Annotated in this window: 18 protein-coding genes and 1 pseudogene; 16 read left to right on the top strand and 3 right to left on the bottom strand. The window is 65.4% G+C overall.

Going from position 1 to position 23,290, the window contains the following annotated elements:
- Window positions 1-35: 35 nt before the first annotated feature.
- From ligA to AC1RWI_RS04315, 3 genes are all read left to right on the top strand, one after another.
- Entirely contained in the window at window positions 36-2,162 is a 2,127-nt protein-coding gene (gene ligA, locus AC1RWI_RS04325; protein ID WP_492864753.1) for an NAD-dependent DNA ligase LigA, read from the top strand.
- On the top strand, window positions 2,159-2,692 hold the full coding sequence (gene def, locus AC1RWI_RS04320; RefSeq protein ID WP_043346961.1) for a peptide deformylase: 534 nt from the start codon (window positions 2,159-2,161) through the stop codon (window positions 2,690-2,692). The genes ligA and def overlap by 4 nt, the downstream gene beginning before the upstream one ends.
- A 122-nt stretch (window positions 2,693-2,814) precedes the next feature.
- Window positions 2,815-3,969, top strand: a complete 1,155-nt coding sequence (locus AC1RWI_RS04315; protein ID WP_492864751.1) for a hypothetical protein — start codon at window positions 2,815-2,817, stop codon at window positions 3,967-3,969.
- Between the two features lie 180 nt (window positions 3,970-4,149).
- Here AC1RWI_RS04315 and AC1RWI_RS04310 read toward each other — a convergent pair whose 3' ends face one another.
- The 3 genes and pseudogenes from AC1RWI_RS04310 to map form a co-directional block, all read right to left on the bottom strand.
- Entirely contained in the window at window positions 4,150-5,904 is a 1,755-nt protein-coding gene (locus AC1RWI_RS04310; RefSeq protein WP_492864749.1) for a pseudouridine synthase, read from the bottom strand.
- Between the two features lie 23 nt (window positions 5,905-5,927).
- Window positions 5,928-8,513: a [protein-PII] uridylyltransferase gene (locus tag AC1RWI_RS04305; protein ID WP_043346954.1), complete on the bottom strand. Its 2,586-nt coding sequence runs from the start codon at window positions 8,511-8,513 to the stop codon at window positions 5,928-5,930.
- Window positions 8,514-8,580: 67 nt separating this feature from the next.
- Window positions 8,581-9,402: pseudogene (gene map, locus AC1RWI_RS04300) on the bottom strand (type I methionyl aminopeptidase); the annotation flags it as partial.
- Between the two features lie 385 nt (window positions 9,403-9,787).
- Between map and rpsB the strand changes: the two are divergent.
- The 13 genes from rpsB (at window position 9,788) to lpxA (ending at window position 23,288) form a co-directional block, all read left to right on the top strand.
- Window positions 9,788-10,531, top strand: coding sequence for a 30S ribosomal protein S2 (gene rpsB, locus AC1RWI_RS04295; protein WP_043346950.1), 744 nt, complete (start codon window positions 9,788-9,790; stop codon window positions 10,529-10,531).
- A 265-nt stretch (window positions 10,532-10,796) separates the two neighbouring features.
- The gene (tsf, locus tag AC1RWI_RS04290) at window positions 10,797-11,675 is read left to right on the top strand and encodes a translation elongation factor Ts (protein ID WP_006163113.1); all 879 of its coding nucleotides are present in this window, start codon (window positions 10,797-10,799) and stop codon (window positions 11,673-11,675) included.
- 326 nt (window positions 11,676-12,001) lie between these two features.
- Window positions 12,002-12,712, top strand: coding sequence for a UMP kinase (gene pyrH, locus AC1RWI_RS04285; protein WP_043346948.1), 711 nt, complete (start codon window positions 12,002-12,004; stop codon window positions 12,710-12,712).
- A gap of 120 nt (window positions 12,713-12,832) precedes the next feature.
- Window positions 12,833-13,393: a ribosome recycling factor gene (frr, locus tag AC1RWI_RS04280; protein WP_043346946.1), complete on the top strand. Its 561-nt coding sequence runs from the start codon at window positions 12,833-12,835 to the stop codon at window positions 13,391-13,393.
- Between the two features lie 53 nt (window positions 13,394-13,446).
- A complete protein-coding gene (gene uppS / locus AC1RWI_RS04275; protein ID WP_043351978.1) occupies window positions 13,447-14,220 on the top strand; it encodes an undecaprenyl pyrophosphate synthase in 774 nt (257 codons plus the stop codon).
- Window positions 14,221-14,257: 37 nt separating this feature from the next.
- Window positions 14,258-15,079: a phosphatidate cytidylyltransferase gene (locus AC1RWI_RS04270; RefSeq protein ID WP_043346944.1), complete on the top strand. Its 822-nt coding sequence runs from the start codon at window positions 14,258-14,260 to the stop codon at window positions 15,077-15,079.
- Between the two features lie 11 nt (window positions 15,080-15,090).
- Window positions 15,091-16,269 carry a 1-deoxy-D-xylulose-5-phosphate reductoisomerase gene (gene ispC, locus AC1RWI_RS04265; RefSeq protein WP_492864746.1) on the top strand — a complete coding sequence of 393 codons (1,179 nt, stop codon included), beginning with the start codon at window positions 15,091-15,093 and terminating at the stop codon, window positions 16,267-16,269.
- 138 nt (window positions 16,270-16,407) lie between these two features.
- Window positions 16,408-17,799 (top strand): RIP metalloprotease RseP, encoded by a 1,392-nt coding sequence (gene rseP / locus AC1RWI_RS04260; protein WP_492864744.1) that lies wholly within the window; start codon window positions 16,408-16,410, stop codon window positions 17,797-17,799.
- Between the two features lie 99 nt (window positions 17,800-17,898).
- Window positions 17,899-20,232: an outer membrane protein assembly factor BamA gene (bamA, locus tag AC1RWI_RS04255; protein ID WP_419188857.1), complete on the top strand. Its 2,334-nt coding sequence runs from the start codon at window positions 17,899-17,901 to the stop codon at window positions 20,230-20,232.
- Window positions 20,233-20,268: 36 nt separating this feature from the next.
- Window positions 20,269-20,796: an OmpH/Skp family outer membrane protein gene (locus AC1RWI_RS04250; protein ID WP_043346939.1), complete on the top strand. Its 528-nt coding sequence runs from the start codon at window positions 20,269-20,271 to the stop codon at window positions 20,794-20,796.
- 34 nt (window positions 20,797-20,830) lie between these two features.
- Complete coding sequence (lpxD, locus tag AC1RWI_RS04245; protein WP_043346936.1) at window positions 20,831-21,937, top strand: UDP-3-O-(3-hydroxymyristoyl)glucosamine N-acyltransferase; 1,107 nt, start codon at window positions 20,831-20,833, stop codon at window positions 21,935-21,937.
- Window positions 21,934-22,383, top strand: a complete 450-nt coding sequence (gene fabZ, locus AC1RWI_RS04240; protein ID WP_043346934.1) for a 3-hydroxyacyl-ACP dehydratase FabZ — start codon at window positions 21,934-21,936, stop codon at window positions 22,381-22,383. Before lpxD ends, fabZ begins: the two co-directional genes overlap by 4 nt.
- 101 nt (window positions 22,384-22,484) lie before the next feature.
- Window positions 22,485-23,288 carry an acyl-ACP--UDP-N-acetylglucosamine O-acyltransferase gene (lpxA, locus tag AC1RWI_RS04235; protein ID WP_043346932.1) on the top strand — a complete coding sequence of 268 codons (804 nt, stop codon included), beginning with the start codon at window positions 22,485-22,487 and terminating at the stop codon, window positions 23,286-23,288.
- The last annotated feature ends 2 nt before the right edge of the window (window positions 23,289-23,290 follow it).

Below are 23,290 nucleotides of genomic sequence, written 5' to 3'. Positions count from 1 at the left end.
GACGATAACGACGACAACGGATTCAGTCCTTCAGCATGAGCACCAAACCAGAAGGTGCGGCGGCGCAAGCCCCCGCGCCTGTCAGCGATTCTCCCGCCGCGCGCGCCGACTGGCTGCGCGCCGAGCTGGAGCGCCACAATTACCAGTACTACGTCCTCGATGCACCGTCGGTGCCCGATGCCGAGTACGACGCGCTGTTTCGCGAATTGCAGGACATCGAGACCAGGCATCCCGAATTGCTGACCCCTGAGTCGCCCACGCAGCGCGTGGGCGGCCAGCCGCTGTCGGCCTTCGATACGGTACGCCATGCCATCCCGATGCTGTCGCTAAACAACGGCTTCGAGGATGAGGATGTGCTGGCCTTCGACCGTCGTTGCGCGCAGGGGCTGGGGCGTGCCGCCCCCGCCGACGGCACGGCCGACCTGTTCAGCGCCGCCGAGGCAGTGGAGTACGCCTGCGAGCTGAAGTTCGATGGCCTGGCCATGTCCTTGCGCTACGAGGCCGGTCGGCTGGTGCAGGCCGCCACCCGCGGCGACGGCGAGACTGGCGAGGATGTGACCGTCAACGTGCGCACCATCAAGGCGATTCCGCTGCGCTTGCGCGGCGAGGCCGAGGCCTTGCCAGCGGTGCTGGAAGTGCGCGGGGAAGTCTTCATGTATCGCCGCGAATTCGACAAGCTCAATGCGCGGCAGGCCGAGGCCGGTGAAAAGACCTTCGTCAATCCGCGCAACGCCGCCGCCGGCAGCCTGCGCCAGCTGGATCCGCGCATCACCGCCAAGCGTCCGTTGTCGTTTTTCGCCTACGGGCTGGGCGAGCTGCAAGGCGCGCCGCGTCCCGAGACGCACAGCGCCATGCTCGACTGGTTCGCCGGGCTTGGCATGCCGGTCTGCGCGGAGCGCGAAGTCGTGCGGGGTGCGCACGGCTTGCTGAGCTTCTATCGCGGGGTGGGCGAGCGGCGCGCGGCGTTGCCGTACGACATCGACGGCGTGGTGTACAAGGTCAACGCGCTGGCCGAGCAGGAGCGCCTTGGCTTCGTGTCGCGTGCGCCGCGCTTCGCGCTGGCGCACAAGTTCCCGGCCCAGGAAATGACCACGGTGGTCGAGGATATCGAGGTGCAGGTCGGCCGCACCGGCGCCATCACGCCGGTGGCGCGGCTGGCGCCGGTGTTCGTTGGCGGCGTGACGGTGACCAATGCCACGCTGCACAACGAGGACGAGATCCGCCGCAAGGACGTGCATATCGGCGATACCGTGATCGTGCGGCGCGCCGGCGACGTGATTCCCGAAGTGGTGGCGGTGGTGCCGGAGCGCCGGCCCGCCGACGCACGCGCCTTCGTCATGCCCACCGCATGCCCGGTGTGCGGGTCTCACATCGAGAAGCTGGAAGGCGAGGTGATCGCGCGCTGCACCGGCGGGCTGATCTGCGCGGCCCAGCGCAAGCAGGCGCTGCTGCATTTCGCGCAGCGCCGCGCCATGGATATCGAAGGCCTCGGCGACAAGGTGGTCGAGCAACTGGTCGACATGGCCATCGTGCACACGCCGGCCGATCTCTACAAGCTTGGCGTCGCCAAGCTGGCCGCGCTGGACCGGATGGCCGACAAGTCGGCCACCAACCTGGTGGCCGCCATCGAGGCGTCGCGCGAGACCACGCTCAACCGCTTTATCTTCTCGCTAGGCATCCGCCATGTGGGCGAAGCGACGGCCAAGGACCTGGCCAAGCATTTCGGCAAGCTCGATGGGCTGCTGGCAGCCGACGAGGCCGCCTTGCTCGAGGTCAACGACGTGGGGCCGGTGGTGGCGCAGTCCATCGCCAACTTCCTGGCCGAGCCGCACAACGTGGAAGTCATCGAGCAACTGCGTGCCGCCGGCGTGCACTGGCCGGAAAGCGAGCCGGCGCAGCGTGCGGCGCCCGCGCCGCTGGCCGGCAAGACGTTCGTGCTGACAGGCACGCTGCCCACGCTGTCGCGCGAAGACGCCAAGGAAATGCTGGAGGCGGCCGGCGCCAAGGTGGCCGGCTCGGTGTCGAAGAAGACTGACTATGTGGTGGCTGGCGCGGAAGCCGGCAGCAAACTGGAAAAGGCCGAGGCGCTCGGCGTGCCCGTGCTGGACGAGGCCGCCTTGCTGGCTTTGCTGGCCGAGCTTAATACCGGAGATCAAGCATGATCCGTGACATTCTCAAGATGGGCGACCCGCGCCTGCTGCAGGTAGCGCGCCCTGTCACGCGCTTCAACACGCCCGAATTGCGCATCCTGATCGACGATATGTTCGACACCATGGATCACGCCAACGGTGCTGGCCTGGCCGCGCCGCAGATCGGCGTGGACCTGCAGGTGGTGATCTTCGGCTTCGACCGCAATCCGCGCTATCCCGACGCCCCCACCGTGCCCAAGACCGTACTGATCAATCCCGAGCTGACGCCGCTTGGCGAGGAGCAGGATGAAGCCTGGGAAGGCTGCCTGTCGGTGCCGGGGCTGCGCGGGGTGGTGCCGCGTTTCACGCGCCTGAAGTACACCGGCTTTGACGTGATGGGCGCGCGCATCGAGCGCGTTGCCGAGGATTTCCACGCGCGCGTGGTGCAGCATGAATGCGACCACCTGCAGGGCATCCTCTATCCCATGCGGGTGACGGACTTTACGCGCTTCGGCTTTACCGATGTGCTGTTCCCCGAGCTGCCTCCCAATAGCGACGACTGACCCGCGACGACTGGCCGGCGACGACTGATGCATGCGCTCGACTTGCGCACCCACGCGCAGGGTACGGCTTTACGAACGAAAACACGGGCGCGCGCGCCGCATCGAGCACCGGGAGACAGGATATGCAGACACTTCGCCTTGCGCGTTGCGCATCGATCGCACTGATTGCGCTAGCCGCGGCGGCCCAGTTTGGCTGCGCCGCCCCAGGCGCGGACAGTGCCGCGAGCGCGAAGCAGGCCGCACCGGCGCCCGGCACGGCGCCGCAAGCTGCCGCGCCCCAATGGCAGCGGGTCAGGCTTGGCACGGGTGCTGGGGCCTACGATTTTCCGGTCTACGCCAACCATCCGCTGGACGCAGACCTGCGCGGCATCCGCGAGGTGATCTTCGTCCAGCACGGGCTGCAGCGTAACGGCGACGACTACTTCGCGGCCGGCGCGGCGCTGCTCAAGCAAACCGGGCGCAATCCCGACGAGGTGCTGCTCATCGCGCCGAACTTCCCCGGCACGCCGGATGCGGCCAAGGGCAAGCATTTCGACGGCATGCCGATATGGAGCGTGCAGGGCTGGATGAGCGGGGAGGATGCGGTCAACCCACCGTTTTCGGTCAGCTCGCTGCAGGTGCTGGATGACCTCGTCGGCATGGTGACCAACAAGGCCCGTTTTCCCGCAGTGACCCGCGTGACGGTGGCCGGCCACTCGGGAGGCGCGCAGCTGGTGCATCGCTATGTGGTGCTGAACAACGTCGACGAGCGTATTCGCGCGGGCGGCATCGATCTGCGCTACGTGGTGGCGAATCCTTCGTCGTATCTGTATTTCACGCCGGAGCGCCCACGCGGCAAAGGCTTTGCGCCCTATGACACGGCCATTTGCGCGGACTATGATAAATACCGCTACGGTATGCGCGACATGGTCCCCTATGCGCGCGGCGCGACCGGCGATGTGCTGTTCCGCCGCTATCTCCAGCGCCAGGTGACCTACCTCGTGGGCTCGGAAGATAACGACCCCAACCACCGCGTGCTCGACAAGGCCTGCGGCGCCGAGGCCGAAGGGCCGACCCGGCTGGAGCGCGCGCGTGGCTACCTGCGCTACACGCAGTTTCTTGCTGCGCCGATGATGGGTAGCCAGCACCCGCCGGTGCGCCGCCAGGCGTTCGAGGTGGTTGGCGTCGGGCACGACCAGCACCGGATGCTTGGCTCGCAATGCGGCGCCAAGGCAGTGTTCGGGCTGCCGGAGATGGTCAATGCGCACGGCGCGGCTTGCCGTGCACCACAGCTGTGAAGCGATTGGCGCAGGGCAGGGCGCCCGCTTGCGGCATGGATTGAGGCATTGGCCATGCGAGGCCGCTGGGTTTGTCCCGGCGGCCAGACCGTGCAAGCGGTGCCAGCGTGTCGAGTGCCGCGTGCCTGGCGATGGCGCGGCGCGTGGCGCCGGCCGCCAGCTTGCTTTTCGGCCCGGCGCTCAGAACTTCTCGAAGGCACCGAGGAAGCGCCACTGGCCCACCGGCAGGTCGCCCAGCACGATGCGGCCCATGCGCACGCGCTTCAGGCCCACGACCCGCAGGCCAACCTGCTCGCACATGCGGCGGATCTGACGCTTCTTGCCTTCGCGCAGGACGAAGCGCAATTGCTCCTCGTTCTGCCAGCTCACCTTGGCCGGCTTGAGCGCTTCGCCATCCAGCGACAGGCCGTGGCGCAGCTTCTCGATCAGTTCCACCGGGAACACGTGCGAGATGTCGCGCTCGACCAGGCCTTCCGGCGAATCCCAGCTTACCCGCACCAGGTATTCCTTCTCGACGGTCGAATCCTCGCCGATCAGGTGGCGCGCGACGCGGCCGTCCTGGGTCAGCACCAGCAGGCCGGTGGAGTCGATGTCGAGCCGGCCGGCAGGTGCCAGGCTCTTGCGCTGCCACGGGGCAAAACGCTTGCGGGTGGGGTCCAGCTCCCACTGGTTTTCCGGCGCGAACAGCACGGCGGCGGGCTCGTAGCCATCTTCGGCCTGGCCCGACACATAACCGACCGGTTTGTGCAGCAGCACGGTCACGCGTTCGCCTTGCTCGGAGCGTGCAGCCTGGTGGATCTCGATATTGGCGTCCGGGCTGATGCGCGAGCCCAGTTCGGTGACGGGCTGGCCGTCGACCAGTACCCAGCCGCGCGGAATCCATTCATCGGCTTCGCGGCGCGAGCACAGGCCGAGCTCCGACATCCGCTTGGACAGGCGCACCAGGCCATCGGAGCTGGGCTGGGGCGCGTTCTGTACGGGTGCGGCACGTTCCGTACGTTCCGTACGTTCTGCACGGGCGCCCTGGTAGTCACGCTGGCCGGCATCGCCGGCGCGGCGCGCACGGTCATTGTCGCCACCGTGAGCGGGACGGCGAGGGCGGTCGTCGCCCTCGCCAGCAAAACGGCGCGGACGGTCCTGGCCTTCACCCGGGGTGAAGCGGCGCGGACGATCGTTGCCGTCGCCTGGGCCGAAATTGCGCGGGCGATCATTGCCTTCACCGGCGAAGCGGCGGGGACGGTCCTGGCCTTCGCCTGGGCCGAAACGACGCGGACGGTCCTGGCCTTCGCCTGGGGCGAAACGACGCGGGCGGTCATTGCCTTCGCCAGCAAAGCGGCGGGGCCGATCCTGGCCTTCACCAGGGGTGAAACGGCGCGGACGGTCCTGGCCCTCACCGGCGCCGAAGTTGCGCGGCCGGTCGTTGCTGTCGCCGCCGAAGCGGCGGGGCCGATCCTGGCCTTCGCCCGGGTTGAAGCGGCGCGGACGGTCCTGGCCCTCGCCGGCGCCGAAGTTGCGCGGCCGGTCGTTGCTGTCGCCGCCGAAGCGGCGGGGCCGATCCTGGCCTTCACCCGGGGTGAAACGGCGCGGACGGTCCTGGCCTTCGCCGGCGCCGAAATTGCGCGGGCGGTCGTTGCTGTCGCCGCCGAAGCGGCGGGGCCGATCCTGGCCTTCACCCGGGGTGAAACGGCGCGGACGGTCCTGGCCTTCGCCCGGGCGCGGGCCGCGCGGCGGGCGCTGGCCAGCGTCTTCTGCCTTCTTGCGGCCGCCGGCGCGTTCCTGTGCCTGCTTGATGCCGTCGACCACGGCGCGCACGCGTCCGCGGTTCAGGTCGGACACCCGCACCGGCCGGGTGGCGGCGGGTTTGCGGGCATTGCCCTCGGGCGCGGCGGTCTTGATGCCCAGCGTCTTGCGCTTGGGCGAATTGCTATCGGTCATATCTTCTATGTGGGGCGTCCGGCCTAGATGGCCAGCGCCGCCAGCAGGTCCTGTTCAAGCTGTAACTGCAGTTTGTTATCCGAGGCGAGGCGGCTGCCATCGACCAGGAAAACGTCTTCCACCCGCTCGCCGAGCGTATTGATGCGGGCGGTATGCACCGAGGTGCGATGTTTGGCCAGTACGCGGGAGATCGCATACAGCAGGCCGGTGCGGTCGTTGGCCGACAAGGAAAGCAGGTAGTACTGGCCGCGTTCGTCGGGGCGCAGGTCCACGCGCGGCTTGATCGGGAAGCTGCGCGACTGGCGCGACAGCCGCCCCTGGGTGGGTTCCGCCAGCGCGCCTTGCTGCTGCAGGCGCTCGGCCAGCTCGTGCTCCACCAGCGCGATGATGTCGCGGTAGTTGCCGCTGGCGTCGCTGCTGATGCCCGGGTCGGTCACCTGGAACGTATCGAGCGCATAGCCGTGGCGCGTGGTGTGGATCTTGGCTTCCTGGATGGAGAAGCTCTTGCGCTCGAAATAGCCGCAGATGCGCGCGAACACGTCGGGCTGGTCTTTGATGTAGACCGCCACCTGCAAGCCTTCGCCCGCGGGCGACAGGCGCGCCTTAACCACCGGCACCGGGCTGTCCACCTTGTTGTACAGGTGCCGCGTGAGCCAGGCGATGTCGCGCGCGTCGTGGCGCAGGAAGAAGGCCACGTCGAGCTGGGACCACAAAGGCTTGCCCAGTTCCGGGTCGAACGCCTTGAGCCGCAGCTGCGCGATGGTGTCGTCGCGGCGCTGCGCCCACAGCGAGTGCGGGTCCACGCGCGCGCCGCCCAGCACGCGCAGCGTGATGCGGTAGAGGTCTTCCAGCAGCTTGCCCTTCCACGCGTTCCACACCTTGGGGCTGGTGCCGCGGATATCGGCCACGGTCAGCAGGTAGAGCGCGGTCATGTAGCGCTCGGTGCCGACCACGCGGGCGAAGGCATGGATCACGTCCGCATCGGTCAGGTCTTGCTTCTGCGCGACATGGCTCATGGTCAGGTGATGCTCGACCAGCCAGGCGATCAGGTCGGCATCTTCGCGCTCAATGCCGTGCTGCTTGCAGAAACGGCGCGCATCCGCCGTGCCGAGCTTGGAGTGATCGCCGCCGCGGCCCTTGGCGATGTCGTGGAACAGCGCCGCCACCCACAGCACCCAGGGGCGGTCGAAGGTGGCCATCAGCTGGCTGCAGAAGGGGAACTCGTGCGTGTGCTCGACGATGGCGAAGCGGCGCATGTTGCGCACCACCATCAGGATGTGCTGGTCCACCGTGTAGACGTGGAACAGGTCGTGCTGCATCTGCCCGACGATACGGCGGAAGTTGATCAGGTAGCGGCCCAGCACGCTGGTCTGGTTCATCAGGCGCAGCGCGTGGGTGATTCCCTGCGGCTCCTGCACGATGGCGAGGAACAGGCGGCGGTTCACCGGATCGTTGCGCCAGCTCGCGTCCATCACCGTGCGGGCGTTGTACAGGCCGCGCAGCGTGCGTGGCGACAAGCCCTTGACGCCCGGCGTGCGCTCGTACACCAGGAAGGTTTCCAGGATGGCGTGCGGCTCGCGCTCGTAGAGATCGTCGCTGGTGATCTCGAGCATGCCCTGGCGTTCCACGAAGCGCTCGTTGATGACGCGCGTCACCTTGGATTCGCTCGGGAACAACATGGCTTCGATATTGAGCAGCAGCACGATATTGAGCTGCGTGACCGCCTTGGCTGCCCAGTAGTAACGGCGCATCAACTGCTCGCTGGCGCGCTTGTTATTGTTCTGGCGGTAGCCAAAGGCCTCGGCCAGCGCGGTCTGCAGGTCGAACACCAGCACGTCCTGGCGGCGCCCGGCCACCAGGTGCAGGCGCGCGCGGATGGTCTTGAGCAGGCGCTCGTTGCGGGCGAGTTCCTGCGCTTCGCGCTCGCTCAGCAGCCCGCGCTCGAACAGTTCCTTCCAGCTGTCGCCCAGCCCGGCGGCCTTGGTCATCCACAGGATCACCTGCAGGTCGCGCAGGCCGCCGGGGCTTTCCTTGCTGTTGGGTTCGAGCGAATAGGGCGTGTCCTGGTACTTGGCGTGGCGCTGCCGCATTTCCAGCAGCTTGGCCTGGAAGAAGGCGCGCGGGTCCAGGTCGGCCTGGTAGCGCGTCTGCAGCTCGGCAAACAGCTTGCGGTTGCCCGTCAGCAGGCGCGCTTCCAGCAAGGACGTCTGGATCGTCACGTCCTGGCGCGATTCGCGGATGCAGTCGTCCACGGTGCGCACGGCGGAGCCGATTTCAAGGCCCAGGTCCCAGCACAGGCCAATGAACTTCTCCAGCCTGGAGGTGGTGTCCTCGCCGGGTTCCGATGGCAGCAACAGCAGCACATCCACATCGGAAAACGGGAACAGCTCGCCGCGCCCGTAGCCGCCCACCGCCACCAGCGCGCTGTCGTCCGGCAGGCCCAGGCCGCGCCAGGCTTCGACCAGCGCGGCATCGACCGCGCGCCGCAGGCGCGTCAGCAGGTGCCCGACATGGCCGTGCGCGTTGAAATCCGCGAACACGGCCTGCTTGTCGGCTTTCAGCTGATCGCGAACACGGGTGGCGAGGATGATTTCCGGCGTGGCGTCCATGGCTAGGGCTTGGGGCATCGAAGGGACGGCTGAAACAAGAAGGGCGCCAACCTTGGCGCCCGTAGCGTCAGGCTGCAACAGAATCAGTGACGAACGACGGCGGTGCCTGCGTGCCCGCGGAGACGGTAAGCACGTCGTAGCCGGTCTCGGTCACCAGGATGGTGTGCTCCCACTGCGCGGACAGGCTGCGGTCACGCGTCTTGACGGTCCAGTGGTCGGGCATGGTGCGGATATCGCGCTTGCCGGCGTTGACCATCGGCTCGATCGTGAAGATCATGCCGGCCTGGATCTCCATGCCGGTGCCGGGCCGGCCGTAGTGCAGGATCTGCGGGTCCTCGTGGAAGTTCTTGCCGATGCCGTGGCCGCAGTACTCGCGCACCACGGTATAGCCGGCCGCTTCCGCGTGGACCTGGATCACATGGCCGATATCGCCGAGGCGGGCGCCGGGGCGCACCTGGGAGATGCCTTTCCACATGCATTCGAAGGTGATCTGCGCCAGGCGCTTGGCCAGGATCGAGCCCTCACCGGCAATGAACATGCGGCTGGTGTCGCCGTAGTAGCCTTCCTTGGTGATCACGGTGATGTCGAGGTTCACCGCGTCGCCGGACTTCAGCACGCGCTCGCCCGGGATGCCGTGGCAAATCACGTCGTTGACCGACGTGCAGATGGCGCCGGGGAAGGGCGGGTAGCCGGGCGGCGCATAATTCAGGGGTGCGGGTACCGTGCCCTGCACATCGCGCATATAGGCGTGGCACAGCCGGTCGAGTTCGCCGGTGGTGACCCCCGGCTTGACGAAGGGCGTGATGTAGTCGAGGACCTCGGAGGCCAGCCGGCAGGCTACCCGCATTTGGGCGATATCGTCGGCGTTCTTGATATGGATGCTCATGCTGCTCGCAAAAGTGGCGGCGAAGCCACGGGCTGCGCCTCAAATTGAATCTGAAAGTGGGATTATCGCACCATCGGGCATCGACCGCAGCCGAAAACGGGCTTCGCCGGCTGCGGGCGCCTGGTTTTCATGGTAAGTGGCCCCTTGAGCGAAGGCCCGTTTTGTTGCTACAATCGCTGGCTCGCCTACTTGCGGCTACCTGGCAGGTCGATGTGACTTGCGGGCAGCGGTTGGCGGGCCGGGCAGTCACTACTGTGCTGCGGTATTTGGCAGGCGCCTTGCGCTTATCAAATACAAAGTTATTGAAATTGCGAGTCCGTCCATCCGGGGTGTTCCTTTTCAGGAATGTCGGGGCGGACTTCAGACCTAACCCTTTTGGAGATTTTTCATGTCCGTTACCATGCGCGAAATGCTGGAAGCCGGTTGCCACTTCGGCCACCAAACCCGCTTCTGGAACCCCAAGATGGCTCCGTACATCTTCGGCCATCGCAACAAGATCCATATTATCAACCTCGAAAAGACGTTGCCGATGTTCCAGGACGCGCTGAAGTACGTGCGTCAACTGGCAGCAAACCGCGGCACCGTGCTGTTCGTGGGCACCAAGCGTCAATCGCGCGAAATCCTGGCTGAAGAAGCAGGCCGCGCTGGCATGCCTTATGTCGATGCCCGTTGGCTCGGCGGCATGATGACCAACTTCAAGACCGTCAAGATCTCGATCAAGCGCCTGAAGGACATGGAAGCCGCCAAGGAAGCCGGCGCGCTGGAAACCATGAGCAAGAAGGAAGCCCTGATGTTCGAGCGCGAAATGGACAAGCTGCAAAAGTCCATCGGCGGCATCAAGGACATGGGCGGCGTGCCTGACGCCATCTTCGTGGTCGACGTCGGCTACCACAAGATTGCCGTGACCGAAGCCAAGAAGCTGGGCGTGCCCGTCATCGGCGTGGTCGATACCAACCACTCGCCGGAAGGCATCGACTACGTGATCCCGGGCAACGACGACTCGAGCAAGGCAGTTGCCCTGTACGTGCGCGGCGTGGCCGACGCGATCCTGGAAGGCCGTGCAAACGCCGTGCAGGACGTGGTTGAAGCCGCACGCGGCGGCGACGATTTCGTCGAAGTCGAAGAAGCCTAAAGGCTTGCTGCCGAGAGGACCCCGTACCGCGCGCATCGCAAGCTGACACATCATCGCTAGCCAACCGGCCCCTGGGCCGGGGTGCTGCGCGCAGCCGGGGGCTTTCCGGCAACCGAGGGGGCGAATCTTACGCCCCCTTTTTTCGAATTGTTGTCATCCGCCCCTGGCATGATCTGGCGCGGATGAAGTTGAACTTACCTCCGGTCCCGGATCGCGCCACATCGACGGCGGGGTAGGGCGGGGCGAACCATTCAAGGAGTGACAAATGGCGGCAATTACCGCAAGCATGGTGGCAGAACTGCGCGCGAAGACCGACGCGCCGATGATGGAATGCAAGAAGGCCCTGACCGAGGCTGAAGGCAACCTGGAAAAGGCTGAAGAGCTGCTGCGCGTCAAGCTGGGCAACAAGGCCAGCAAGGCCGCTTCGCGCGTGACCGCCGAAGGCGTGGTCGTGTCCTTCATCGAAGGGACCACCGGCGCGCTGGTGGAACTGAACTGCGAAACCGACTTCGTGTCGAAGAACGATGACTTCATGGCGTTCTCGAACAAGGTCGCTGAGCTGGTCGCCAAGCAGAACCCGGCCGACGTGGCTGCGCTGTCGGCGCTGGAAATCGACGGCGTGACCGTGGAAGCCACCCGTACCGCCCTGATCGGCAAGATCGGCGAAAACCTGGCGATCCGCCGCTTTGCCCGCTACGCCAATGGCGGCAAGCTGGCTGCGTACCTGCATGGCACCCGCATCGGCGTGATGGTCGAGTTCGACGGCGACGAAACCGCCGCCAAGGACGTGGCCATGCACGTTGCCGCGATGAAGCCGGTGTCGCTGTCGTCCGCCGACGTGCCCGCCGACCTGATCGCCAAGGAGCGCAGCATCGCCGAGCAAAAGGCTGCCGAATCGGGCAAGCCGGCCGAAATCGTCGCCAAGATGGTCGACGGCTCGGTGCAGAAGTACCTGAAGGAAGTGTCGCTGTTTAACCAGACCTTCGTGAAGAACGACAAGCAGACGGTCGAACAGATGCTCAAGGCCGCCAACACCACGGTCAAGGGCTTCACCCTGTACGTGGTCGGTGAAGGCATCGAGAAGAAGCAGGACGACTTCGCCGCTGAAGTGGCCGCCCAGGTGGCCGCTGCCCAGAAGGCCTGAAGTCCTGGCGGCCAGGGTGCCCGGTAGGGTGCCCCACCGGTCGCCGTATAATGCCGAGGGGCACCGCAAGGTGCCCCTCGGCACAAATGACCGCGCCGCGCTTACCCGTGCGGCGCGGGCTTGGTAGCCCGTTTCCGCAGTCGTCTGACCTGCCGTGCCCCAGGGGCGCTTTGAACACGAGTTTTTCGTGTGTTATCGCGCTGTTGCCGTGCCGGAGCCAGGCCACCCCGAAAACCGGCTTTTATAGCGGCGGCACGCCGATCCGTGCCGCCTGCCTTCAAATATCCGGCTCAACAGAACGAGCCGAACCAGCTCCGGGGATCAATATGCCAGCCTATAAGCGCGTCCTACTGAAATTGTCCGGCGAGGCCCTGATGGGCGATGATGCCTTCGGCATCAACCGCTCCACCATCGAAAGCATGGTCAATGACATCGCCGAGATCGTGAGGCTGGGCGTCCAGGTCGCGGTGGTGATCGGTGGCGGCAATATTTTCCGCGGCGTGGCCGGCGGGGCAGCGGGCATGGACCGCGCGACCGCCGACTACATGGGCATGCTGGCCACCATGATGAATGCGCTGGCCCTGCAGGATGCCATGCGCCACGCCGACATCGTGGGCCGCGTGCAGTCGGCCCTGCGCATGGACCAGGTGGTCGAGCCTTACATCCGCCCGCGCGCCATCCGCCAGCTGGAGGAGGGCAAGGTGGTGATCTTCGCCGCCGGCACCGGCAACCCGTTCTTCACCACCGATACCGCGGCGGCCCTGCGTGGCGCGGAAATCGGCGCGGAGATCGTGCTCAAGGCGACCAAGGTGGACGGCGTCTACACCGCCGACCCCAAGAAGGATCCTAGCGCCACGCGTTACACCACCATCTCCTTTGATGAGGCGATCTCGCGCAACCTGCAGGTCATGGATGCCACGGCATTCGCCCTGTGCCGCGACCAGAAACTGCCGATCAAAGTGTTCTCTATCGTCAAGCCGGGCGCGCTCAAACGCGTCATCCTGGGCGAAGACGAAGGTACGCTGGTGCACGTATAAGTGCTGCACCAGGCGCTGGCGTGCTGCCACCGAAGGTGGCGCGCGTGCTGGCAAAGAGTAGAATGATTCATTTTCGATCCTGCGGTCCGGGATCATGATTACCCGTTTTCGGAGGTAAAGATGAGCGTCGCCGACACCAAGAAGAGCGTCGAGCAGAAAATGCAAAAGACCATTGAAGCGTTCAAGGCCGACCTGGCCAAGATTCGCACTGGTCGCGCGCATACAGGTCTGCTCGACCACGTGCAAGTGGATTACTACGGCTCCCCGGTGCCGATCAGCCAGGTGGCCAACGTCGGCCTGGCCGATTCGCGCACCATCAGCGTACAGCCTTGGGAAAAGAAGATGGTCAGCGCCATCGAGAAGGCCATCCGTGACGCGGACCTGGGCCTGAACCCGTCGACCATGGGCGAGACCATCCGCGTGCCCATGCCCATGCTGACCGAAGAGCGCCGCAAGGAACTCGCCAAGGTTGTCAAGGGCGAGGCCGAGGGCGCCAAGATCGCCGTGCGCAACCTGCGCCGCGATGCCAACGAGCAGTTCAAGAAGCTGGTCAAGGACAAAGCCATTTCCGAGGACGACGAGCGCCGCGGCCAGGACGATGTCCAGAAGCTCACCGACAAGTTCGTTGCCGAGATCGACAGGATGGTCGCCGAGAAGGACAAGGAGATCATGACGGTGTGACGCATGAAGCGGCGGCTTGCCAGCCGCCGCTGTGTCCGGTACCGTTTCCCATCATGCATCACATCAGTTCCACGCTCAGCGTCCCCGACTCCACCTATGTGCCCCGCCACGTCGCCATCATCATGGATGGCAACGGCCGCTGGGCGACCCAGCGGCACCTGCCACGCGTAGCCGGCCACAGCCGTGGCCTGGATGCCGTGCGGGCCGTGGTGGAGGCCTGCGCCGCGCGTGGCGTGCAGTACCTGACCCTGTTCGCGTTCAGTTCCGAGAACTGGCGCCGCCCGGTGGACGAAGTCTCGTTCCTGATGCGGCTGTTCATGACCGCGCTGCGCCGTGAGGTGGTCAAGATGCACGCCAACAACATCCGGGTGAGGGTGGTCGGCGACCTGAGCCGCTTCAGCCCGCGCATCCAGCAGCTGATCGCCGATGCCGAGGCGCGCACGGATGGCAACACCGGCCTGACGGTGACCATCGCCGCCAATTATGGTGGCCGCTGGGACCTGCTCCAGGCCATGCGCAAGATGCTGGCGCGCTCGCCCATGCTCGATCCGGAGTCCGTGGACGAATCCCTGCTCGCGCCGCACTTGGCCATGGCCTACGCGCCGGAGCCGGACCTGTTCATCCGCACTGGGGGCGAGCAGCGCATCAGCAACTTCCTGCTGTGGCAGCTGGCCTACTCCGAACTCTATTTCACCGACGTGTTCTGGCCGGATTTCAGCCCCGCCGAGCTCGACAAGGCGTTTGCCTCGTACCGGCAGCGCGAGCGCCGCTTCGGCCGTACCAGCGCGCAAGTGGTCGCACCACCCGGCCTTTCCGGCACCGCCTGAAGCCGTTTTCCATTTTTTCACCGGAATCCCGCAGCGCATGCTTCTTACCCGTGTCATCACCGCTGTATGCCTGTTGCTGCTGATCCTGCCGATCCTGTTCCTGGCACCTCCGTCGGCGCTGGCCGGCCTGGTGGCGGTGATCGTCGTGCTGGCGGGCTGGGAATTTGGCCGCCTGATCGGACTGCGCGGCTTCTGGCCCTATGTCTATGCGGTGGCCTGCCTGGTCGCCCTGATCGGCTGGCATGACGCCGCCGACCGCCAGGCGCTGACGCGCCTGTTGCAGATCGGCGTGGCCTGCTGGGGCGTCGCCGTGGTGCTGCTGGCGCGCGGCGTGCGCCAGGCGAGCCCGTCCTTTACCTTGCTGGGCGCTATTCTTGGCTTGTTCATGCTGCCGGCGTTTGGCCATGCCACCCTGATCCTGCGCGAGCTGGGCATCGGGGTGCTGCTGTCCGTAGCGGTGCTGGTCTGGGCTGCCGATATCGGTGCCTATTTCGTTGGCAAGGCTATCGGGCGGCGCAAGCTTGCCCCGACCATCAGCCCGGGCAAGTCCTGGGAAGGCGCCCTCGGCGGCTGGCTGCTGGTGCTGCTGATCGCGCTCGGGCTGGCCGCTACCCAAGCTTTTTCCCCGACCTGGTTCTCTCGCATGGCCGACCATAACGGCCTGGCTGTCGTGGCGCTGCTGTCGACCCTGCTGGTGGTCGCCAGCGTGGTCGGCGATCTCTTCGAGTCGTTGCTCAAGCGCCAGGTTGGCATGAAGGACAGCAGCCGGCTGTTGCCCGGCCATGGCGGCGTGCTCGACCGGATCGATGCGCTGTTGCCTGTGTTTCCGCTGGCCGCCTTGCTGGCCATCTATCTTTGAGTTGATCTGATATGCGTCGTATTACCGTCCTGGGTGCCACTGGCTCGATCGGGGAAAGTACGCTTGATGTGGTCAAGCGCCACCCCGAGCGCTATGCCGTCCATGCGCTGACGGCGCACCGGCAGGTCGACAAGCTGGCGGCGCAGTGCCGCGAGTTCCGCCCGGCGCACGCCGTGGTCGGCACCGCCCAGGCCGCGAGCGAGCTGCAGGCGCTGTTGCGTGCCGACGGCATCAAAACCGAGGTGGGCTATGGCGAAGCGGCCCTGGAAGCAGTGGCGGTCGACCCCGCGGCCGATTCGGTGATGGCCGCCATCGTCGGCGCCGCCGGGCTGCGTCCCACGCTGGCCGCGGCGCGGGCGGGCAAGCGCGTGCTGCTGGCCAACAAGGAAGCGCTGGTGATGTCGGGCCGGCTCTTCATGGATGCCGTGCGCGAGCACGGCGCCACGCTGCTGCCGATCGACAGCGAGCACAATGCCATCTTCCAGTGCCTGCCGGCGGACGATCCACGCCTGAGCGCGGGCGTCTCCAGGATCCTGCTGACGGCTTCCGGCGGCCCGTTCCGGACCCGGGACCCGGCCACCTTGCACGATATTTCGCCGGACGAGGCCTGCGCCCACCCGAACTGGGTGATGGGCCGCAAGATCTCGGTCGACTCGGCCACCATGATGAACAAGGGGCTGGAGGTGATCGAGGCGCACTGGCTGTTCGCCGCGCCGGCGGACCGCATTGAGGTGCTGATCCACCCGCAGAGCATCGTGCATTCGATGGTGTCCTACGCGGACGGCTCGGTGCTGGCCCAGCTCGGCAACCCCGACATGCGTACGCCGATCGCCTACGGGCTCGCCTATCCCGAACGCATGCACGCGGGCGTTTCCCCGCTGGACCTTACCCGTGCCGGCGCGCTGACATTCGAAACCCCGGATCTGGCGCGTTTTCCCTGCCTGGGCCTGGCGTTCGACGCCTTGCGGGCGGGCGGGGCGGCCCCGGCCATCCTGAACGCCGCCAACGAGGTTGCCGTCGAGGCGTTCCTGCAAGGCCGGATCCGTTTTACCGACATCGCACGCATCGTGGCGCAAGTCTTGGCACAGGCCTCGCCGGGGAGCGTCGAAACGCTGGAAGGCGTGATGGACATCGACCAGGATGCGCGCCGCCGCGCCGGCGTCCTGCTGGAAAGCGCGCGTTCGTGCTGACTCCGGTGGCGGCGCGGCCGGGATCGGCGACAATAGCGGCGCACCGGCCCATGCCGGTGCACCGGTTGCCGGGCCGCGTGCCCGGTGTCTACTTTGTGCCATCGGGGCGCTCCAGCCCCTGACGACAAGCTGCCTGCCATGCAAACCGTAATTGCTTTCGTCGCTGCCCTTTGCATCCTGATCTATTTCCATGAAATGGGTCACTACCTGGCCGCGCGCCTGTGCGGGGTCAAGGTGCTGCGCTTCTCGATCGGCTTCGGGCGGCCGCTGGTGCGCTGGGTGTCCAAGGGGCGGGACCGTACCGAGTGGACCATCGCCGCGATTCCGCTCGGCGGCTACGTCAAGATGCTCGATGAGCGGGAGAGCGATCCGGGCCATGATGCACCGGTCGATCCCGCGGATCTGCCACGCGCCTTCAACCGGCAACCGGTGGCCAAGCGCTTTGCGATCGTGGCAGCCGGGCCGCTGGCTAACTTTGCCCTGGCCATCGTGCTGTATTTCGTGCTGTTTGCCGGCGGCATGCGCGAGGCCGCGCCCATCGTCGCGGCGCCGCCTGCTGGCACCCCGGCGGCTGCGGCGGGCTTGCGCGAGGGCGACCGCGTGCTGGCGCTGCAGGCCAACGGCGAAACCGAGCAGGTGCGTTCCTGGAACGACTTGCGCATGGCCGTGTTCGCCCAGGGCTTTGGCGACGCCAGCGCGGTGCTGCACGTGCGCGCTGCCGATGGCGCCGAGCGCGATCTGAAGTTGCCGCGGCTGCCGAATACCGGAGGCAATCCCGAACAAGACCCGCTTGCCACGCTGGGGCTGGCCCTCAAGGGCGGGCCGGTGACGATCACCGAAGTCCTGCCGGACTCCGCCGCGCAACGCGCCGGCCTGCGCCAGGGCGATCGCGTGGTGGCCTGGCAAGGACGCCCGCTGACCCAGGCTGGCGAACTGATCCGCGGGGTCAGGGCGCAGCCCGGCGCCGAGGTCGCGCTTGGCATCGAGCGGGAGGGCCGCCGCCTGGAGGTGCCCGTGAAGCTCGATACGGTCCCCGCGGCGCAGGGCGCCAGCGGGGCAGCCGCCGCCACCGGCAAGCTGGGCGCCGCGCTGAGCCAGGCGGTCGAGATGGAAACCGTGCGCTATCAGCCGGTCGAGGCGCTGAGCCGCGCGGTCGGGCAGGTCTGGAGCACCAGCGCGCTCTCACTCAAGCTGCTCGGAAAGATGCTGGTGGGGCAGGCTTCGCTGCAGAACCTGAGCGGCCCGCTGACCGTGGCGGACTACGCGGGGCGCGCCGCCCATCTCGGTTGGCAGCCCTTTGTCGGCTTCCTGGCGTTGGTCAGTGTTAGCCTCGGTGTGTTGAATTTGTTACCTATTCCGGTATTGGATGGGGGGCATTTGCTGTATTATTGCGTTGAATTTTTGACTGGCAGGCCCGTACCAGACCACTGGCAGGCTGTGCTGCAGAAGGTCGGCATCGCCTGCGTCTTGCTCCTGACTTCGCTCGCCTTGTTCAACGATGTCAGCCGGCTGTTTTTAGCGCGCGGCTAGACATGGGTTGCCGGCTGCGGCGCGCGGGTGTCACTGACACCTGCGTGCCGGATGCCGAGCCAAGGCGCAGCCCCGTGAAGCATCGGAGCCCAATCCTGCATGGAATCAAAGAGGGGATCAAGATTGATCAGACATAAGCGCATCTCGCTGGGCGTGCTGGCGAGTGCCATCATCGCGGCCTGGACCCCAGTGAGTTGGGCCGCGGAGCCATTCGTCGTCAAGGACATTCGTGTCGAGGGCCTGCAGCGGGTCGAGCCGGGTACGGTGTTCGGCTACCTGCCGGTCAAGGTCGGCGAAACCTTCAGCGACGACAAGGGCGCGGACGCCATTCGTGCCCTGTATAACACCGGGTTCTTCAAGGACGTCCAGATCCGTTCCGAGGACGGCGTGCTGGTCGTCCAGGTGGAAGAACGTCCCGCCATCTCGCAGCTCGAGTTCGTCGGCATCAAGGAATTCGACAAGGACACCCTGCGCCGCTCGCTGCGCGCTGTGGGCGTGGCCGAGGCCCGGTATTACGACAAGGCCCTGATCGACAAGGCAGAGCAGGAGCTCAAGCGCCAGTACGTGGCGCGCGGCTACTATGCCGCCGACATCCAGACCACGATCACCCCGGTCGACCGCAACCGCGTGTCGGTGGTGTTCAATGTCGACGAAGGTCCGGTGGCCAAGATCCGCCAGATCAATATCGTCGGCAACAAGGCCTTCAAGGAAGGCACGCTGCGCGATGAAATGCAGCTGTCGACCCCGAACTGGCTGTCCTGGTACACCAAGAACGACCTGTATTCGAAGCAAAAGCTCACCGCCGACCTGGAAGCGCTGCGTTCGTATTATCTGAACCGCGGCTACCTCGAGTTCGCCATCGAATCGACGCAGGTGTCGATTACGCCGGACAAGAAGGACATCTTCCTGACGCTGAACATCAAGGAAGGCGACCAGTACAAGGTGTCGGACATCCGCCTGGCGGGCGAACTGCTCGGCAAGCAGGCCGAGATGGAAAAACTGCTCAAGCTGCAGAAGGGCGAGGTCTTTTCGTCCGAGAAGCTGACCCAGAGCACCAAGGCCATTACCGATCTGCTGGGCACCTACGGCTACGCGTTCACCACCATCAACCCGCAGCCGCAGATCGACAAGGAAAAGCGCGAAGTCGCGCTGACCCTGATGGTCGATCCGGGCCGTCGCGTCTATGTGCGCCGCGTCAACGTCGTGGGCAACAGCAAGACGCGCGACGAAGTGGTGCGCCGCGAAATGCGCCAGATGGAAAGCTCGTGGTTCGACAGCGAAAAGCTGACGCAATCGCAGTCCCGTATCAATCGTACCGGCTACTTCACCGACACCAACATCACCACCGAGGACGTGCCCGGCGCGCCCGACCAGGTCGATGTGAACGTCAACGTGACCGAGAAGCCGACCGGGCAGATCAGCCTGGGCCTGGGTTTCTCCTCCACGGACAAGCTGGTGCTGCAAGCCGGCCTGCGCCAGGATAACGTGTTCGGGTCGGGTACCAGCCTTGGCCTGGACGTGAACACCGCGAAGTCCTTCCGCACGATCTCGCTGACGCAATACGATCCGTATTTCACGGTGGACGGCATCAGCCGCTCGACGGATATCTACTATCGTACGTCGCGGCCGCTGTATTACACCGGCGACCAGGACTACAAGATCGTTTCGGAGGGCGGCAACGTCAAGTTCGGCGTGCCGTTCACGGAAACGGATACCGTGTTCTTCGGCATCGGCTACGAGCGTACCCAGGTGACCATCTCGCCGAACACGCCGCTCCAGTACGGCCAGTGGCTGACCAAGATCGGCAAGTCCAGCGGCGATCCGATCAACAACTTCCCGTTCACGATCGGCTGGGCGCGCGACCGCCGCGACAGTGCGCTGGTCCCCACCAAGGGACCCTACACGCAGGCAAACCTGGAAGTGGGCGTGCCCGGTGGCGATACGCAGTACTATCGCGCCAGTGTCCAGCAGCAGTACTTCTATCCGTTGTCGAAGGCCTTTACCCTGGCCTTCAACGGTGAAGTGGCTTACGGGCACGGCTACGGCAATACGCCGTTCCCGGTGTTCAAGAACTTCTACGCCGGTGGTATCGGCTCGGTTCGCGGCTACCAGACCAGCACGCTGGGCAAGAAGGACCAGAACGGCAACCCGATTGGCGGCGCTTCCAAGATGATCGGCAACGTCGAATTCATCTTCCCGCTGCCGGGTTCGGGTGTGGACCGGACGCTGCGCCTGTTCACCTTCTTCGACTTCGGTAACGTGTACGAAGAAGGCGCACCGCTGCTGTTCAGCCAGCTCAAGTATTCGACGGGCCTGGGCATGTCCTGGCTGTCGCCGATCGGTCCGCTCAAGATCAGCGTGGGCTTCCCGCTGAAGAAGGACGAGACCGACAAGGTACAGCGCTTCCAGTTCCAGATCGGTACTGCGTTCTGATCGGGCATAGAAGAAAGAAGATTGAGGAACGGATTCATGAAAACAACATTCCCACTGATCAAAAACCTGACGGCGGCTGCGCTGACGGTTGGCGCGCTGCTGGCAGCCGCGCCTGCCATGGCGCAGGAAGCGCGCATCGCCGCGGTCAATTCCGAACGCATCCTGCGTGATTCGGTGCCTGCCAAGCAGGCCCAGGTCAAGCTGGAGCAGGAGTTCTCCAAGCGCGACCGCGAGTTGCAGGACATGGCCCAGAAGATCAAGGGCATGGCCGACAAGCTCGACAAGGACACCGCCGTGCTGGCCGATGCCGACCGCCAGCGCCGTCAACGCGAAGTGGCCGATCTCGATCGCGAATTCCAGCGCAAGCAACGTGAATTCCGCGAGGACCTGAACCAGCGCCGCAACGAGGAACTGGCCCAGGTGCTCGAGCGTGCCAACCGCGTGATTCGCCAGCTTGCGGAGCAGCGCAAGTACGATCTGATCGTGCAAGAGGCCGTGTACGTCAATCCTCGCATCGACATTACCGACGATGTGATGAAAGCGTTGAACGCCGGCAGCAAGTAAGCTGCCAGTTTTCGCCGTCCAAGGAAGTACTGCCATGCAAACACCCACACTGGGTCAGCTCGCCACCGATACCGGCGCGCAGGTTGTGGGTGATCCCGACCTCGCCGTGCGCGGCCTCGCGCCGCTCGACCAGGCCGGCCCCGATCAGCTCTCGTTTCTCTCGAATCCCTTGTATCTGCCGCAGGCGCTGGCCTCCGGCGCCGGCGCCGTGATCGTGTCGGCGGCCGACCTGGAGCGCATTCGCGCCGAAGGGCAGGCCGACGGTCGCAACTGGCTGGTGGCACGCAATCCCTATGTGTGCTTTGCACGTATCGCGCAGGGGTTCGATCGCCGCGGCAATACCGATCACCGTACCGGCATCGACCCGCGCGCCAGCGTGGCGCCCGATGCCGTGGTCCCGGCGTCCTGCTTTATCGGCCCCAACGTGGTGATCGAGAGCGGGGCCCGGCTTGGCGAGCGGGTGCGCATCCTGGCCAACGGCTTTGTTGGCGCCGGGGCGCGGATTGGCGATGACACGCTGATCTACGCTAATGTCTCGATCTATCACCAGTGCGTGGTGGGTATGAGATGCATACTGCACAGCGGTGTGGTGCTGGGTGCGGATGGCTTCGGCTTTGCCCCGGACATTGGCCCGGCTGGCGTCGAGTACGTCAAGATTCCCCAGACCGGCCGCGCCGTGCTGGGCAATGATGTCGAGGTCGGCGCCAATACCGCCATCGACCGCGGTGCCATGGCCGACACGATCATCGAGGACGGCTGCAAGCTCGATAACCAGGTACAGATCGCGCATAACGTACGGGTGGGCGCGCATACTGTGATCGCGGGATGTGCGGCGATTGCCGGCAGTACCAAGGTCGGGCGCTTCTGCGTGATCGGGGGCTCGGCCAACTTTGCCGGCCACCTGAACATCGCCGACCGCACCACGGTATCCGGTGGCACATCGATCACTAAATCCATTTCCAAGCCCGGCGGGCATTTCACCAGCGTGTTCCCGGTCCAGCCGCATGGCGATTGGGAACGCACCGCAGCCACCTTGCGAGGCCTGAGCAAATTGCGCGATCGCGTGATCCAGCTCGAGAAGCGCTTGCAAGGGCAGGACGCCGGCATATCTATCCAGCATACCGAAGAGAAAAAATCATGAACGCAGTCGATATCGACATCCGCAAGATCCTCAAGCTGCTGCCGCATCGTTACCCGTTCCTGATGGTAGACCGCGTGCTTGAACTGGAGCCGCAAAAGCGTATCAAAACGCTGAAGAACGTCACCATGAACGAACCGTACTTCCAGGGCCATTTCCCGGGCCACCCCGTGATGCCGGGCGTGATGATCCTCGAAGCGCTGGCGCAGTCGGCCGGCTTGCTGACCTTTGGCGCCGACATGGAGCGCAAGGAAAACTCGCTGTACTACTTCGTCGGCATCGACGGCGCGCGCTTCAAGCAGGTCGTGACGCCGGGCGACCAGTTGCATATGACGGTATCTGTCGAGCGCTATATCCGCGGCATCTGGAAGTTCAAGGCATTTGCCACCGTCGACGACAAGGTGGCTTGTGAAGCTGAGTTGATGTGCACCGTCAAACAAGCCGACTAAGAAGCCTGCCTTCGGGGCTAGGCCCCGGGCAGGTCTTGGACGTATTTGGCTCACTGTGTTGACCGTTCAATCTTTTCATCTCAGACCATAGGACAGGACGCATGACGCAAATCCATCCCAGCGCACTGGTTGACCCGAAGGCCGAGCTTGCAGCCGACGTGACCGTCGGGCCGTTTTCCATCGTGGGTCCCCACGTGCGCCTTGGCAGTGGTACCCAGGTGGGCGCGCATACCACCATCGAGGGGCATACCACTGTTGGCGCGGATAACCGCATCGGGCCTTACGCTTCGGTGGGCGGCACGCCGCAGGACATGAAGTACCGCAACGAGCCGACCCGGCTGGTGATCGGTGATCGCAATACCATTCGCGAATTCACCACCATCCACACCGGCACGGTGCAGGACCAGGGCGTGACCAGCATCGGCGATGACAACTGGATCATGGCCTACGTGCACATCGCGCACGATTGCCAGGTGGGCAACCACACGGTGTTCTCCAGCAACGCGCAGATCGCCGGCCACGTGCAGGTGGGCGACTGGGCCATTCTTGGCGGGATGAGCGGGGTGCACCAGTTCGTGCGCATCGGCGCGCACGCCATGCTGGGCGGCGCCTCGGCCCTGGTGCAGGACCTGCCGCCATTCGTGATCGCCGCTGGCGACAAGGGCGGCAACAAGGCCACGCCGCACGGCATCAACGTGGAAGGCATGCGCCGCCGTGGCTTTGACGCCGCGCAGATCGCGGCCCTGCGCCAGGCTTACAAGGTGCTGTACAAGTCCGACCTGAGCTTTGAAGCCGCCCGCAACGAGATCGCGCAACTCATTGCGCAGGCCGAAGGCACCGCCACGGCTGCGTTGCAGGATTTCCTCGACTTCATTGCCGCCACGCAGCGCGGCATTGTGCGCTGAAG

The sequence above is a fragment of the Cupriavidus sp. MPR-AND1C genome, from assembly GCF_058809705.1.
The sequence above is the reverse complement of the archived record's forward strand: the minus strand, read 5'-3'. Positions and strand labels throughout refer to the sequence as shown.